Raw genomic sequence first — 14,749 nt, 5'->3', positions numbered from 1 at the left:
TGATCTACTGTGCAAGACTATGTACTGTGTGACGCATGGTAGTCGGGGTTGAGCACGCCAAGTTCGAGCAGGACTTGCGCAAGGGTGTGATCGTCCTTGCTGTGCTCTCGCAGTTGCGTGTCGCGCAGTACGGATATTCCCTTCGGCAGGCTCTCGGGAAGAGCGGGATGCCTATTGAGGAAGGCACGCTGTACCCGCTGCTTCGTCGGCTCGAAAGCCAGGGCCTCCTCGCCTCGGAGTGGCGTCCGGAGGCCAGCGGACCTCCGCGCCGGTACTACCAGCTCAACGACGCGGGGGAGAAGCTCCTCGATTCGCTGACGGAGTCGTGGGGCTCGCTGGCATCCGTCATGGACACACTTTTGGAAGGCGGCACCTCATGAGCGACATCATCAACAATTACGTGGCGGACGTTGTGCGGCGAATCCCACGATCCCAACGTGACGATGTCGCGTTCGAGCTCAAAGAGCTCATTTCGGACGAGTTGCGGGGGAGGGCCGAGGAGGCGGGCGGTGTCGTCGACGACGCGACCACTATCGCGTTCCTCACCGCGTTCGGCCGTCCGGCGGATGTCGCCGACCGTTACCGACCGGCGGGTTTCACGATCATTCGCCCCTCGGACGCTCCTCGATTCGCCGCAGTGGCGCTCGGGGGCGTGGCGGTTCAGTGGGTGCTCACCCTCGTTGCTACTTTCTCGACTCCAACGCCCGGTGTTGAGTGGTTGAGTCTGCTCGGGGCGTGGTGGCTGAGCTGGGGCCTCGGCGCGTTGTGGTGGCCCGGGCTTCTCGTGAGTCTCTCGATCGTGGCAGCTCTTGTCGGCACCAGGCGAACCGCGGCGCCCGCCGTGAGTACCAAGGAGGTGGACCGCGCGCGTGTGTCGAGGGCAGGAATCGTGCTCACGCTCGTGGGAGGCGTCGTCGGAGCGACCGTTGTCATCTCCCTGCCGTTGTTGCCCAGCTGGGGGAGTGGCCTGCCCGATCCGGTGATCGCGGCGTTCGCCTTCGACCAGGATTTTCTTGTGCTGCGGGCACCCTGGGTGCTGCTCATCTGGGCAGCGAGCGCGGCCCTCGGGATCGCACTAATTGCCGCGGGACGTTGGACACGGAGTCTCACGTGGGCCGCGATAGGGCTCGACATCGCGTGGATCGTTCTTCTCACGTTGTGGGTGATCGCACCGATCTTCATCAGCCCGCTCGCCGATAGCACCACGAGGTCGATACTCGTTCTTCTGATGGCGGTGGTCGTGGTAGACCTCGTGCTGAGGGTTCGTGCACTGCCACGACGACCGCGCACCCCAAGGGTGTCGGTTCGGCCCTAGGTCCCGAGTTCGCCCTCGTGCCCGTCGGGATCTGATCGAACGCTATCGCGTGCCGCGTGCGGCATCGAGTCGACGAGCATGACGATGAGTTCCTGCGGACTCGCGTTCCACTTCGGCGCCGCGACGTGCCCGCTGAGTGCCATGCTCGCGATTCCGTGCGCGCTCGACATCAGCATCGCGCCATACTTTCGAGCTTCGTCCCTGCCGACGACCTCCGCGACGATGTCGAGGAAGATGTCCTGCGATCGACCCGCGGCGACCAGGATCGCCTGAGGGTCACCGGTCGGGGCTACCCACATGAGCGCGTAGAGGTGAGGTTGCCGTCGCGCAAGGTCGAGAAGCGCCATGAGCGCGGCCTCGAGCTGGCCCGAGCCCGGACCGCCAGCGCCCCGGATGTCCGCGAGTGAATCCGCCAGGCGCATCCATCCATCCACGACGAGTTGGCTCAGCAGGTGGTCCTTGTCGGGGAAGTGACCGTACGGAGCCCCTCGCGAGACCCCGGCACGCGTGCCAACATCGCGCAGCGTCACCGCGGAGGGTCCACCTTCGTCGAGGAGGCTTCCGGCGGCTCTGAGGAGCGCGGCCCGCGTCGCGGCGGCGCTGTCGGCTCGAGTTCCCATGGATCGATTCTACTTGACATTGTCATCTGAATCGCGCATGATTTTCGTATGACAACGTCACATAAAAATGAATTGATCGTCGTGTCCGGTTCCTCGTCGGGAATGGGTGCTGCCACGGCTCGAGAGCTCGCGCGTCGTGGGTACCACGTCCTCGCAGGTGTACGCAGAGAGGTCGACGCCGAGATGATCAGGGGAGAGGGCATCGAGCCGGTCATCCTCGACATCACCGTCCCAGAGCAGGTTCACGCACTCGTCGATCGGGTGGCGGCAGATGAGGGCGGACGCCCGCTGCGTGCGATCGTCAACAACGCAGGGATCGCCGTGAACGCTCCTGTCGAGACGTTGCCACTCGACCAGTGGCGTCGCCAGTTCGACGTCAACCTTTTCGGGCACATCGCCGTCACGCAGGCTCTGCTCCCGTTCCTGCACGAGAGCCGGGGCCGCGTCGTCAACATCAGCTCTCTCGGAGGAAAAATCGCCATGCCCACCTACGGTGCATACGCCGGCGCGAAATACGCGCTCGAGGCTGTCAGTGATGCGCTCCGACGCGAGGTGGCGCCTCACGGCGTCCAGGTGGTCGTTGTGGAGCCCGGGGGAGTACGGACTGAGATGACGCCACACGGGATCGAGCGCGCTAAGGCGTTCGTCGCCGAGATGACACCGGCCAACGAGCGGCGCTACGGACGGCTCATGCAGGCCATCATCAACCAGGCGACGGACTTCACCAGAAATGGTGTGAGCGCTGAGGCGGCGGCGGTGATTATCGCCGACGCAACGACGGCCCCGAAGCCGCGGGCTCGATACACCATCGGTCGTGATGCGGCACTGCTGACTCGCCTGACCAGGTTGCTCTCCGACGCAGCTCTTGACCGCATGAGCGAGGCAAACCTTCGCCCGCACTACCCGAAGCCGGCAGGGGCCCGTTCAAGCTGACATAATGTGCATTATCGGATATCATTCCGATCAAGGTAGCGACCCAAAGACTCCTGGGCCACATCGTGATCGACGACGTCCGGCTCGCCCGACACCGTGATCGTGCCGACGAGCTCTCCGGATGCGCGAATCGGAATCGACCCGCCGTGGGCACGATACAGTGCCGGGTCGAGTCCGAGATCTGCCACATCGTGACCGGATGCCTCGAGCCGACGTCGCACTAAAAGTGATGGTTCTTCGAAATGAAGCGCCACCGCGGCCTTGCCCTGCAACCAGGGATCATTCTCAGGTCCCGTCGTGCCGAATCGAGCTCGGAACACGAGGTCACCACGCACGACGATATCGACGGCAAGGTTGAGGTCGCGTTCGGTGATCACCTCGATGGCGCACAGGCCGAGATCGACGGCATCGTCATTCCCGAAGAAGCCCACATCCAATCGTGCCAGCGGCTCGAGGTCGTCAATCGTGAATTCTGGCAGCTCACTCATCAGCACGAGGGTAGCTGTCGGCGGATCAGAGAGATGAGTTCACGCGGCTCGTAGGGTTCATCGGTTGCGAGAAGTTCGCTGAGTGTCCACCAGCGATAAGCGCGGACATCCACGCGCTCCTCGTCGGTCCAGTGCTCGTCGGATGGCTCGAACGCGTCGACCGTTGCGGTGTAGAACTCTGCGTGACCCGTGTCGTGGTCTGCATCATCCCATTCCACGTCAAAATCGTGCGACCAGTTGGGGTTACCCAGGGAATCGAGCCTCAGGCCCGTTTCCTCGTACAACTCGCGAATCGCGGCATCGTGGTGGCTCTCCCCCGGGTCGACTCCCCCGCCGGGTGTGATCCAGCGAGCGATGCCGCTCGTATCGGGCGCGGCCGTCAAAAACAACAGCACACGATTATCGCGGTCGAAGAGCAGCACTCGACTCGTGAGCCTGTGCACACCCTTCGTGGTCACGCGTTCAGGAATTCCGTGACGTCGCCGACATAGCGGGTGTTGTTGGCTGGGACCGGCTCGACCGCAGCGAGGGCAACCTCTGCCGCGAATTCGCTGACGTTGTAGAGACGCCCTGCCGCCTCGCGACGGGATTCGATCGCGTTCGGGTTTGCGCGCTGCAAGAGTGTTGCGGTGATCGTGCCCTCGATCATGTCGCCGGAGACGACAACGAAGGAGATTCCGTCGGCCTCGAGCGACGGGATGAGTTCACGCAGAGCATCCTCACCCGCGCGCTTGCTGAGCGCGACGGGACGGTACTCCGGCATCGTGTCGGTCGTCTCGATGAAGTGCGCCTGGTGGCTCGTCACGAAGACGATGCGCGAACCCGGACCGAGAAGCGGTCGCACGGCGGAAAGGAAATCGACTTGCGCATCACGGTTGAGCTTGAGCGCGTAGTCCGGCTCCATGCCGCTCTCCATGCCACCGGATGCATTGAGTACCAGGATGTCGAGGCCGCCGAGCTGCTCGCGGATCGTGTCGACGAGGCCCTGCACCGAATCGGCATCCGTCAGGTCTGCGCCGACGGCGATCGCCTCCGCTCCCCCGTCGCGAAGTTGGTCAACGAGCTTGAGAGCTCGCGCCTCCTTATTGCGGTAGTTGATGACGACACTCGCACCCGCCTGTGCGAAGTACTTCACGGTGTCGGCGCCAATGCCGCGCGATGATCCCGTGACGAGCGCTCGTTTTCCGGCGAGTGATCCGGGGGCCAAAGGTTGCGTTTCAGTACTGCTCACGCAACGACTCTAGCGGTCGCGGTGACGCGCGAGAGGCAGGGTGATACCGTCGAATCACGAACCCGGGCTTCGGGTGCGATCGCGGGAGGGAGCGCTGAAGCCATGCTCGTCGACCTGACTCAGTACCTCTGGATTCTGTGGCTGGCGCTCGTGGTCGTTTTTGTGATCATCGAGCTTGTGACCCTCGAGTTCACCTTCCTCATGATGGCTGCCGGCAGCCTCATCGGAGGCCTCGGCTCCAACCTTCTGGGCTGGCCGTGGTGGGTCCAGATCGGGCTCGCCGCCATATTGTCGGCTCTCCTGATCTTCACCATCCGACCACTGCTTCTCGTCACGCTCAAAAAAGGTGCCGATCCCACCCCCAGCAACATCGATGCGCTCTACGGGTTGGGTGGCAGAGTCGTGCGTGATTTCGTCGAGGGAACCGGCTCGGTCAAACTCGACAACGGGGAGACCTGGACGTCACGCTCCTCCGATTCGCTTCGCGAAGGCGACAGAGTCGTCGTGACCAGAATTTCCGGGGCCATCGCCGAAGTGGCTCTGCCCGTGCCTCAGACAACCGAATCCGACATCACACCAAAGGAGTAACGATGATCGACCCAGGGGCCTTCCTCGGCCAGATATTCGTGATCATTCTCCTCGCGGTCGTCGCGATCTTCGTGATCGTGGTGCTGTTCCGTTCGATCCGCATCATCCCCCAGGCCAATGCCGGAATCGTCGAGCGCCTGGGCAAGTACCACAAGACCCTCATGCCCGGGCTGAACATCCTCGTTCCGTTCATTGACCGGCTGCGTCCGCTCATCGACATGCGCGAGCAGGTCGTGTCGTTCCCGCCTCAGCCTGTTATCACCGAAGACAATCTCGTCGTCTCGATCGACACCGTGGTGTTTTTCCAAGTGACGGATGCCCGTGCAGCGACGTACGAGATCGCCAACTACCTCGGCGCGGTCGAGCAGCTGACGACCACCACCTTGCGTAACGTTGTCGGCGGTCTGAATCTCGAAGAAGCGCTCACGAGCCGCGACAACATCAACGGTCAACTCCGTGTTGTTCTGGATGAGTCGACTGGCAAGTGGGGCATCCGGGTCGGCCGCGTCGAATTGAAGGCGATCGACCCGCCCGTCTCGATCCAGGACTCGATGGAGAAGCAGATGCGCGCCGAGCGCGATCGCCGCGCGGCGATTCTGACCGCCGAGGGCCTCAAGCAGTCCGAGATTCTCCAGGCTGAAGGTGCTCGACAGGCGGAGATTCTTCGCGCCGAGGGTGATGCCAAAGCCCAGGTTCTCCGCGCGCAGGGTGAGGCCGAGGCCATCAGCACGGTCTTCGGTGCCATCCACGCGGGTAACCCTGACTCGCCTTTGCTGGCCTACCAGTACTTGCAGACGCTTCCCAAACTCGCCGAGGGCGATTCGAACAAGATGTGGATCATCCCTTCCGAGCTCACCGAGGCGCTCAAGGGGATCAGCGAGGGTTTCTTCGGTGGCAAGGGCACTGCGGCCAAGTAGTCCGGCCGCAGCGTACTTCGCTCCCCCGCTCCCGCGCGTTTTTGCGCACCGCGGGTTGGCGACGAACGCGCCGGAGAACACACTTCTCGCGTTCGCTCATGCTGTGTCCGCGGGGGCGACTTACATCGAGACCGATGTCCACGCGAGTGCCGATGGAGCCGCGATCGTCTGCCATGACGAGGACCTTCGTCGTGTCGCCGGCAGAAACATCCGTGTGAATCAGCTCACGCGCTCGGAACTTGCGCGGATAGATCTGGGGCACGGTCAGGGCTTTGTCACTCTGGCCGAAGCTCTGGACGCATTTCCGCAGATGCGGTTCAACATCGACATCAAGTCCCGGGATGCCGTAGCCCCCACGGTTGCGACCATCGAGAAACTCGGCGCAGTCGACAGGGTGCTGCTCACCTCGTTCAACGAGGACCGGCGCCGCTCGGCCGTGCGGGCACTCCCCGGTGTCGCAACATCCGCGTCGGCGCGAGTCTTCCTCTCAGCGCTCATCGCGGGAAAGGCGAGAGCGTCGGTGGCCCTCACTCGAGCTTTGCGCGGAGTCCACGCGGTCCAGGTGCCAGTCCGGGCGCTCGGTCTGGCGGTGGCGACGCGGCCCATGATCGAGCGTCTTCACGCCGTCGGTGTCGAGATCCACATCTGGACTATCAACGATCCCGTAGACATGGCCGGGCTCCTCGATCTCGGGGTGGACGGCATCGTCACCGATCGCGCGGACCTCGCGCTCGAACTCGTCGGTCGCCGACTCCCAGCCTGAGAACAGCCTGGGAGAGGCGCGGGGCTGGAAGGTTATGCCCAGCTTGACGGTTTATAACTGGGAGCTGACCGCGACCACAAGGAGGGCCACACAATGGCAGACCGTAGCTTGCGCGGGATGAGACTGGGCACCCAGAGCCTACAGAGCGAAGAGGGTGTGGAGTTCTCTCCGCGGGTTAAGAGAATGTATCGTGCCGCGGACGGCACCACCTTTGAGGTGATTTTCGCCGCTGACGCTGAGATCCCTCCCGTGTGGGAGTCGCCCAAGACGGGTCAGGAGGGCATCCTTCTGGGGGCCGACGGTGAGCCTGTCGAGCGCGAAGAGGCCGAGGCCAAGATTCCTCGAAGCCACTGGGACATGCTTCTGGAGCGTCGCACGCGAGCCGAGCTCGAGGAGTTGCTCCAGGAGCGTCTCGAGTACCTTCGTGCTCGTCGGGGCCAGGGCTCTCAGGACAAGATCGGCGCCTAGCCCGACCGTCTCTGTGACGTCGACCCCGTTCCCGTTTATCGGGAGCGGGGTCTTTTCGTGCGCGCGAACCACGCGCCGAGGAGTCCCGCAATCCCGAGCGCAGAGACGAACCATTCGATCTGGCGACCGGCGGCGACTGCGGGTGTGATCGTCTCCGACAACGGCACGGATTCGACCATCGCGCCTGGCTCATACCAGGGCAGCTCGGCGATGGTCGTTCCGTCGGGAGCGATCATCGCGCTGATCCCGACGGTCGAGATGTTCACGACCGTGCGTCCGAGTTCGAGCGCGCGAACACGGGCGATGGCGAGTTGCTGAACGCTCTCGTCGGTTCGGCCGAAATCGGCGTTGTTGGATGACGCGAAAATGATCTGCGCGCCCTCCTCCACGGACTCGGTCAGGATCTGATCGTCGACGATGTCGAAACAGATGTTGATGCCGGCGATGACCCCGTCGACGTCGATGACGGGGTCCGTTGTGCCCGGCGTGTACTCGCGCTGGATCAGATCAATGAGATCCGGGGCGAACGGCCGCCAGAACTCGCGATCGGGAACGTACTCGCCGAACGGCACCGGATGCTTCTTGTCGTAGTAGTCCAGCGCCCCCTCCCCCGCTTTCCACAACACGGCGGTGTTGTAGTACGAGCCGTCGCGCTCGCTCACGCCCTGAGCGATGAGCGGGGCATCCATCTCCTCCGAGACGAAGTCGAAGACGCTCGTTGTGTACGGGTCGGCGAGTGGGTCACGGAAGGTTGTCCCTTCCGGCCAGACGACAACGTCGACATCGCTGCCGAAGAGGGGCTCGGTGGCGTCGAACTGTGCCCGGAGGAGGTCGTCAGCTGACGAATTGTCGAAGTATCCCGCCTTGCCGTTGCCCTGCACGGCGGCGACCGTCATGTCACCGGTGACAGACACCGGAAAGAAGGGCACAACCAGGAGCGCGGCAGAGATGCCGACAGGGGCGGCAATACGTGAAAGCTTGGGAAGGTCGGTTGCGCGTACGGCTTCGACGGTCACCGCTGCCACGAGGACAAGCAGGAACGTCATACCCGAGATGCCCACCCAGCCGAACAAGGGTGCGAGCGGCCCCTCTGCTTGAGAGAGGCCGATGCGGCCCCACGCGAATCCGCCGTACGGCCACACGCTCGACCAGGCCTCGCGGGCGGTCCAGAGCCCAGAGACAATGACGGGAACCAGGATGACGCGACCCAGAGCCGAGGGAAACGCGCGAGGGACCCAGCGGTAGGCCGCCGTGATCACGACGGCTCCCGCGGCGAAAAACAGTGACTGAAGCACCGCCAGCGCCGTCATGGGCAACGGACCAAGGAACAGGGATGCCCACTGAATGTGCGTGAGATAAAACGACAGTCCGGCCACAAACCCGACGAGGGCGGCGCTGGAGAGCCGACGGCCGATGAGCGTCACGAGAACCAGACCAACGCCCACGATCGCCAGGAGCCAGATCGCGCGATCGGGGAACCCGCCGTCGAGCACGGCGCCCGCCCCCGCCGCCACAATCAGGGCGGCCCACAACGGGAGAGGCGGTTTCACTGTGGAATCGTACGAGACGATCATGCGACCGAACTGTACGCGACGATGCCACGACGGATGCCGTCGAGCGCGACCCGCGCGGTGCGCCCGACGGGTCCGTCCGCGACGATAGAGAGCTGGTCGAGAAGGTCGATCGTCTGCTTCGACCAGCGCACGAAATCGCCGGCGGCCATGTCGGCTTCGCGGAGGACGGCGTCCAGACTCGTACCGTTCGCCCAGCGATACATTGCGAGTGCGAGTCCCGTGGAGAGCGGCTGGCTGCCGGGAAGCTTGTGGTCGTGCTCGAGGTCATCCAGCTCGGCCCACAGCGTGCCGGTGCTCTCCAACGCGTCGCGGAAGCGTCCCCGTGGGAGGTGGCGATCGCCGAGTTCACCCTCCTCGCGTCGCGGCTCGTAGACGAGGGTTGTGGCCATAGCGGCAAGGGATGGGGCGTCGAGAGAATCCCACAAGCCGCGGCGGAGCGACTCAGCGACGAGAAGATCCCGTTCGCCGTAGATTCGCCGCAGCATCCGGCCCGATGGGCTCAACTGCAGGTCTCCCCCTGGACCATCGACGAGGTAGCCGAGCTGAATGAGCACGTCGCTGACCCGGTCGAAGATGCGAGCGACGGCACCCGTGCGATTGCGGATCTGGGAGGACAGTTGATCGGTTTCGCGCTTGAGCTTCCACCAGCGCTCCGCCCACCTCGCGTGGGACTCACGTTCTTGACACGCGTGACAGGGGTGCTGCTTCATCCGGCGCCGCAGCTCGGCGAGTTTGCGTTGCCGGCGATCTCGTTCGGCACGACTTGCCGTGCCGGAAATGCCCTTGCGCTCGAGGTCGGTCAGTTCGCGACGGATGCCCGAGTACTCGGCGAAATCGCCGAGGTGACACGTCATCGACTGCGCATAACCCGCGAGCGACTCCTCCTGGGAACGCACCTTGCGGGCAAGATCGACGACGGCACGATCGGCCTGGAACTGGGCGAAACTCGATTCCAGAATCTCCCTCGTGCGAGCGCGCCCGAATTGCTCGATGAGGTTGGCCGCCATGTTGTAGGTGGGACGGAAGCTCGAATTGAGCGGGTACGTGCGTCGCGAGGCAAGCGAGGCGACCGACTGCGGGTCGAGGCCCTCTGCCCACTGGATGACCGAGTGGCCCTCGACGTCGATACCGCGTCGACCAGCGCGCCCGGTGAGCTGCGTGTACTCCCCCGGTGTTATGGGCACTCGAGCCTCGCCGTTGAACTTCTCGAGCTTTTCGAGCACAACCGTGCGCGCCGGCATATTGATACCGAGGGCGAGGGTCTCGGTAGCGAAGACGACTTTGACGAGCTTCTTCTGGAAGAGCTCTTCCACGACCTCCTTGAACGCCGGTAGCAGCCCGGCGTGATGGGCCGCGACGCCGCGTTCGAGACCTGACAGCCAATCCCAGTAGCCGAGCACGCCCAGGTCCTCGTCGAGGAGCGTCCGGCAGCGCTCTTCCACGATCTCCCGGATCTCACGGCGTTCCTCTGCTGTCGTGCAGGTGAAGCCGCTGCGGAGGACCTGCGATACAGCTTGATCGCATCCGTTTCGGCTGAAGTTGAAGAAGATCGCCGGGAGGAGATTGCGTGACTCGAGCAGATGCACAACGTCGGCCCGTTGCATCCGCTGGCTCTCCGGTCGGCCCTGACGGGAGTAGTAGCGCGGGCCGCCCCGGCCACCCTTCTGGCGTGGCATCCCCGACCGTGCTAGCTGGAGCAACTCCGGGTTGACACGGTTTGTACCGATGCTTCCGGAGGAGTCGAACAGGTCAACGAGCTTCGTGCGCATGAGGATGTGCTGATCTAACGGCACGGGACGGTCTTCGGAGACGATCACGGCGGTATCGCCGCGAACTGCTTGCAGCCAATCGCCGAACTCCTCGGCGTTGGAGACCGTCGCGCTGAGAGACACCATACGCACGCTCTGCGGGAGGTGGATGATGACTTCCTCCCACACGGCGCCGCGGAAGCGATCAGCGAGGAAGTGCACTTCGTCCATGACCACATAGTCGAGGTCACGAAGGAGGTCGGAATTTGCGTACAGCATGTTGCGGAGCACTTCCGTCGTCATAACGACGATTCGCGCTCCCGAGTTGATGTTGCTGTCGCCCGTCAGAAGGCCAACAGACTCGTGACCGTACTCATCGACCAGTTCGTTGAATTTCTGGTTGCTGAGCGCCTTCATCGGGGTTGTGTAGAAGACCTTCGATCGTGGTCTTTGCATCGCCTGGAAGATCGCGAACTCGGCGACGATCGTTTTGCCGGCACCCGTCGGCGCGGCCACGAGCACGCTCTCGCCGTCCTCGAGGTGACGGCACGCTTCGAGTTGGAAGGGATCGAGGTCGAAGCGCTGCCCCGCCCGGAAAGCCTCGACCACGGGATGGTCGCTACGGCGGCGGGAAGCGGCATACCGCTCCGACGGCGAGAGCTCGGAGGTCATTAGCTTCAGCCTAAGCGGTGGCTGTGGCGAATGCCGCTTCGCGGCGTGCCACGCGACGGTCGTGCAGCCACGCCACCCCGAACGCTGCGAAGTAGAGGATGACCATCGGAACCGCCAGAAGGAACATCGAGACCACGTCGGCAGCTGGCGTCGCGAGGGCGGTGAAGAGTGTGATCACGAGGATGGCTACTCGCCAGCCCTTGAGGATGGATGCCGCGCTCAGAACTCCCGTGAAGTTCAGGAGAACCAGGAACACGGGGAGCACAAAGGCGATCCCCACAGCCAGTACGAGCTTGATGACGAAGTCGTAGTAGATCTTGGCGTCAAGAAGTGTCGAGTCCTCCTGCGATGAGAAGGAGGTGAGGAGTTCGACCATGTGCGGGAAGACGAACCATCCCGCAGCCGCCCCCAAGAAGAACAGTGGCACCGCAGAGAAGAAGAATCCGAACGTGTAGCGCTTCTCCTTCGACGTCAGGCCCGGGACCAGGAACGCGAAGATCTGGTAGAGCCACACTGGGCTCGCGAGCACGATCGCGATGGTGAACGAGATGGCCAATCGAAGATCGAACGCGCCGGTCACAGTGGTGTAGATGATCTCCGCATTGCGCTGTTCGGCGATTTGGTTGATCGGAACCCGCAAGGCGTCGATGACGAAGGGCGCGAGGAAAAAACCCGCCACCGCCGTCACGAGAATCGCGATCGCAGAGATGACGAGTCGCCTACGAAGCTCGCGGAGGTGCTCGGCGAGCGACATACGCTCGTCGCTCTTATTGCGCCACCGCCCTGATCGGGTGGCCATGCCGGCTACGGCTTGGACCCGGCGCTGCCACCCTTGCTCGGCGTCTTCTTCGCCTTGGCGGGAGGCTCGTCCTCGGTCTCGTCATCGGCGGGTTCTGCATCCGCGGCCGACTCGTCCTTCATCGTCTTGACCTCGCTGCGGAAGATCCGCATGGACTGGCCGAGGCTACGGGCGAGACCCGGAAGCTTCGGAGCCCCGAACAGGACGAGAACGACCACCAGGACGGCGACAAGGTGCCATCCGGTCAGATTTCCGAACATGGCTGCTCCTTCTCGAGGCGGTCGATGAAGGCAAGTCTACCAAGCGATCAGCGGTACCAGTCCGGCGGCCACATCGTGGAGGTCGCATCCACCCGCGTGATGCGGCGAGCCCGCGCCATCCGGCGTTCGTGGCGTGAGCGGCGCAACTCCGAGCGACGGGCGCGTCGGGCATCCTCGCGGTCCCGGATGTCGCGGGCAACGGCCAGCACGGCGAGTTCGGGTTTATCCAGCACGGGCTCCGGGATGTCAAGTGTTCCCAGTTGATCGGCCAGTTCCCCGGTCGCCTCGACCATTCCCAGGAACTTGCGGAACGACCGCCACAGCAGTGCGCCGACGACAACAAGAAGCGCAAGCACGAGGGCGGTCCACAGAAGCAGCCATACCCACCACGGCAGCACGTCAGCCCCCGTAGCGTGCCGCGGCCGTCGCAGCCCAGTCGCGCACGACCGCTCGGGCCTCGGCCGGTTCGAGTACGATCGCGCCACCCGGCATCCCCGCGACGAGACGCTTGAGGCCGTGGTAGTGCGAGACCCGCAGACCAACTCGCACGCGATCGTCGACCGATTCGCCGAGCACCTCCGGCGAGTAGTCGGCAAGGAGTGGCACCGCTCCCGATGCGACCTCGATCGTGACTCCGAGATCATCGGACGAGCCCTCGAAGAGCTTGTCCGGGAGGGTCACATCTCCTGGCTCGTGTGTGATCGGCTCGTTCGTGATGCGCGGGTCGGAGATGCGATCGATGCGGAACGTGCGCACCGCCTCGCGCAAGTGACACCAGCCGCGAAGATACCAATCGGAATCGACGGATTCGACTCGGAGTGGATCGACCTTGCGGCTCTCGAACTCTCCGCGCGAATCGACGTAGGTGAACTCAAGCTGGAGACCGCGCTCGACGGACTCCCGGGCAAGCTGGAGCGTGCTATCGGTTTCGCTCGATGCGACGGCGACAGCGCTCGGCTCCGCGGAGGCACCACGCGACAACTTCGACATGAGACTCGCGATTGCAGCACGATCGGCCTGCTCCGGTAGCGAAGACAGGTACTGGAGACCAGCGATGAGCGCCGCCGCCTCACGGGCCGAGAAACGCGGTGAGTCGTCGATCGCCACGAGATTGGTGATGACGATCTCGTCATTGTCCTCGAACGAATCCCACGCGATATCGAACAGGTCACCGTGCTGATAGGTGTTCGTCTCCCCCGGGATGCCCGACACTGCGAGCAACTGGACGGCATCCCTGATCTGCTGCTCCGGCACGCCGAAGTGCTCGGCGACCTCCGACACGCTCACCCGGTCACGGTCGATCAGATACGGCACGAGGGAGAGAAGGAAGGCCAGCTTGTCCTGTGCTCGCTGAGGTTGTGCACGTTCAGCCATGGTCGGCCGCCGTTCGGAGAAGTCGGGATCGTACGGCCTCACGGAGTTCCGGCGGCGAAATCACGAGAACCTCGGGTCCGAAGCTCGCGAGTTCGTCCGCAAGGATGTTGGCGTCCGTGTGATGCAACTGGAGCGCTCCGTTCGGAAGTTGTGAGGTGCCACGGCGATTTGAGAGGCGGATCGCGGCATCCGTGCCGGGTTCCACTTCGACCGTCGCAACACGCTCGCGCCACACCCTGTCCAGTTCGGCAAGCGCGCGTGCGGACTGGTCGCCCTCGGGGGCCTCGTATGAGGTCGACGTGAGGGACACTGGCCCCACGATGCGGCGAAGCAGGAAAGTCTTCGTCACGCCCGACTCCGGCTCATCGGCAAACAGGTGCCACCGTCCTTGATGCTGAACGAGCGCGAGCGGGGCGACCGTGCGCTGACGCGGCGATTCCTCGCCCGGCTTGAGGTACGGAAACTTGACCAGCACACGTCGCTCAAGGGCCTCGCCGAGTGGGTCGAATGCCGCTTCTCGAACGCGAACTCGCGGTGCATAGCCGAGGATTGGCTCGGTGGTCGCAACACCCAGCGCCTTGAGTTTGAGGATGGCGCGGCGAGACTGCCCCGAAAGCGAACCCTCGCGCCACACCGTCGCCGCGAGCGACAGGAGTGTGTTCTCTTCCGGGGTGAAGCGGATATCGCTCGGAAGCTCGTAGGTGCCGCGCGGGATGCGGTACCGGAGATTCTGGTTATTTCCGGCATCGCCGGGGCTTTCGATCGTCTCCAGCGGCACCCCGAGTTCGCGGATGTCGTCCTTGTCACGCTCGAACTGGCGCTCGAGCGATGAGTTGTCTCCGGACGCGTCAAATCGCTGGCGGTAGCCCTGAACGGTCGAGAGGATCTCGTTCTTCGTTAGGCCCGAATCGGTCGCGAGAAGGGCGAGGACGAGACTGAAGAGCCTCTCCTCGACCGGTATTCTCTGGGAACTCGACACCAAGTCATCCTTAGATCTTG

General features: G+C 63.8%; 18 protein-coding genes. 7 read left to right on the top strand and 11 right to left on the bottom strand.

Annotation, left to right across the window (positions count from 1 at the left end; all coding sequences use genetic code 11):
• Window positions 1-35: 35 nt before the first annotated feature.
• A complete protein-coding gene (locus LH407_RS00835) occupies window positions 36-380 on the top strand; it encodes a PadR family transcriptional regulator (RefSeq protein ID WP_322133184.1) in 345 nt (114 codons plus the stop codon).
• Window positions 377-1,315 carry a hypothetical protein gene (locus LH407_RS00830; protein WP_322133185.1) on the top strand — a complete coding sequence of 313 codons (939 nt, stop codon included), beginning with the start codon at window positions 377-379 and terminating at the stop codon, window positions 1,313-1,315. The genes LH407_RS00835 and LH407_RS00830 overlap by 4 nt, the downstream gene beginning before the upstream one ends.
• Here LH407_RS00830 and LH407_RS00825 read toward each other — a convergent pair.
• Window positions 1,312-1,935, bottom strand: coding sequence for a TetR/AcrR family transcriptional regulator (locus LH407_RS00825; RefSeq protein WP_322133186.1), 624 nt, complete (start codon window positions 1,933-1,935; stop codon window positions 1,312-1,314). The two genes, LH407_RS00830 and LH407_RS00825, sit on opposite strands and share 4 nt — an antisense overlap.
• 48 nt (window positions 1,936-1,983) lie before the next feature.
• On the opposite strand from LH407_RS00825, the gene LH407_RS00820 reads away from it, so the two are divergent.
• Entirely contained in the window at window positions 1,984-2,868 is an 885-nt protein-coding gene (locus LH407_RS00820; RefSeq protein ID WP_322133187.1) for an SDR family oxidoreductase, read from the top strand.
• Window positions 2,869-2,879: 11 nt separating this feature from the next.
• Here LH407_RS00820 and LH407_RS00815 read toward each other — a convergent pair whose 3' ends face one another.
• Genes LH407_RS00815 through LH407_RS00805 form a run of 3 tightly spaced genes read right to left on the bottom strand, consistent with a single transcriptional unit; the run spans window position 2,880 to window position 4,587 of the window.
• On the bottom strand, window positions 2,880-3,356 hold the full coding sequence (locus LH407_RS00815; RefSeq protein WP_322133188.1) for a heme-binding protein: 477 nt from the start codon (window positions 3,354-3,356) through the stop codon (window positions 2,880-2,882).
• On the bottom strand, window positions 3,356-3,814 hold the full coding sequence (locus LH407_RS00810; RefSeq protein WP_322133189.1) for an NUDIX hydrolase: 459 nt from the start codon (window positions 3,812-3,814) through the stop codon (window positions 3,356-3,358). Before LH407_RS00810 ends, LH407_RS00815 begins: the two co-directional genes overlap by 1 nt.
• Window positions 3,811-4,587, bottom strand: a complete 777-nt coding sequence (locus tag LH407_RS00805; protein WP_322133190.1) for an SDR family oxidoreductase — start codon at window positions 4,585-4,587, stop codon at window positions 3,811-3,813. Before LH407_RS00805 ends, LH407_RS00810 begins: the two co-directional genes overlap by 4 nt.
• Window positions 4,588-4,608: 21 nt before the next feature.
• On the opposite strand from LH407_RS00805, the gene LH407_RS00800 reads away from it, so the two are divergent.
• From LH407_RS00800 to LH407_RS00785, 4 genes are all read left to right on the top strand, one after another.
• Window positions 4,609-5,175 (top strand): NfeD family protein, encoded by a 567-nt coding sequence (locus tag LH407_RS00800; protein WP_322133191.1) that lies wholly within the window; start codon window positions 4,609-4,611, stop codon window positions 5,173-5,175.
• 2 nt (window positions 5,176-5,177) lie between these two features.
• A complete protein-coding gene (locus LH407_RS00795) occupies window positions 5,178-6,092 on the top strand; it encodes an SPFH domain-containing protein (protein ID WP_322133192.1) in 915 nt (304 codons plus the stop codon).
• Entirely contained in the window at window positions 6,067-6,855 is a 789-nt protein-coding gene (locus tag LH407_RS00790) for a glycerophosphodiester phosphodiesterase family protein (protein ID WP_322133193.1), read from the top strand. The genes LH407_RS00795 and LH407_RS00790 overlap by 26 nt, the downstream gene beginning before the upstream one ends.
• Window positions 6,856-6,948: 93 nt before the next feature.
• On the top strand, window positions 6,949-7,323 hold the full coding sequence (locus tag LH407_RS00785) for an RNA polymerase-binding protein RbpA (protein ID WP_322133194.1): 375 nt from the start codon (window positions 6,949-6,951) through the stop codon (window positions 7,321-7,323).
• A 35-nt stretch (window positions 7,324-7,358) separates the two neighbouring features.
• Here LH407_RS00785 and lnt read toward each other — a convergent pair whose 3' ends face one another.
• From lnt to LH407_RS00750, 7 genes are read right to left on the bottom strand one after another with little or no spacing between them, the layout of a single operon-like run.
• On the bottom strand, window positions 7,359-8,873 hold the full coding sequence (gene lnt / locus LH407_RS00780; RefSeq protein WP_322133195.1) for an apolipoprotein N-acyltransferase: 1,515 nt from the start codon (window positions 8,871-8,873) through the stop codon (window positions 7,359-7,361).
• Window positions 8,874-8,893: 20 nt separating this feature from the next.
• A complete protein-coding gene (locus LH407_RS00775; protein ID WP_322133196.1) occupies window positions 8,894-11,317 on the bottom strand; it encodes a DEAD/DEAH box helicase in 2,424 nt (807 codons plus the stop codon).
• 10 nt (window positions 11,318-11,327) lie between these two features.
• A complete protein-coding gene (tatC, locus tag LH407_RS00770) occupies window positions 11,328-12,071 on the bottom strand; it encodes a twin-arginine translocase subunit TatC (protein WP_322134918.1) in 744 nt (247 codons plus the stop codon).
• 50 nt (window positions 12,072-12,121) lie between these two features.
• The gene (gene tatA / locus LH407_RS00765; protein WP_322133197.1) at window positions 12,122-12,376 is read right to left on the bottom strand and encodes a Sec-independent protein translocase subunit TatA; all 255 of its coding nucleotides are present in this window, start codon (window positions 12,374-12,376) and stop codon (window positions 12,122-12,124) included.
• Window positions 12,377-12,423: 47 nt separating this feature from the next.
• Window positions 12,424-12,774: a hypothetical protein gene (locus LH407_RS00760; protein WP_322133198.1), complete on the bottom strand. Its 351-nt coding sequence runs from the start codon at window positions 12,772-12,774 to the stop codon at window positions 12,424-12,426.
• 1 nt (window position 12,775) lies between these two features.
• A complete protein-coding gene (locus LH407_RS00755) occupies window positions 12,776-13,750 on the bottom strand; it encodes a helix-turn-helix transcriptional regulator (protein WP_322133199.1) in 975 nt (324 codons plus the stop codon).
• Window positions 13,743-14,732, bottom strand: coding sequence for a helix-turn-helix transcriptional regulator (locus LH407_RS00750; RefSeq protein ID WP_322134919.1), 990 nt, complete (start codon window positions 14,730-14,732; stop codon window positions 13,743-13,745). The genes LH407_RS00755 and LH407_RS00750 overlap by 8 nt, the downstream gene beginning before the upstream one ends.
• Window positions 14,733-14,749: the final 17 nt, after the last annotated feature.

Origin of the sequence: Antiquaquibacter oligotrophicus (assembly GCF_020535405.1) — a bacterium.
Taxonomy (GTDB): Bacteria; Actinomycetota; Actinomycetes; order Actinomycetales; family Microbacteriaceae; genus Rhodoglobus; species Rhodoglobus oligotrophicus.
Note: the sequence above shows the minus strand (reverse complement) of the source record. Positions and strands in the feature narration are given on the sequence as shown.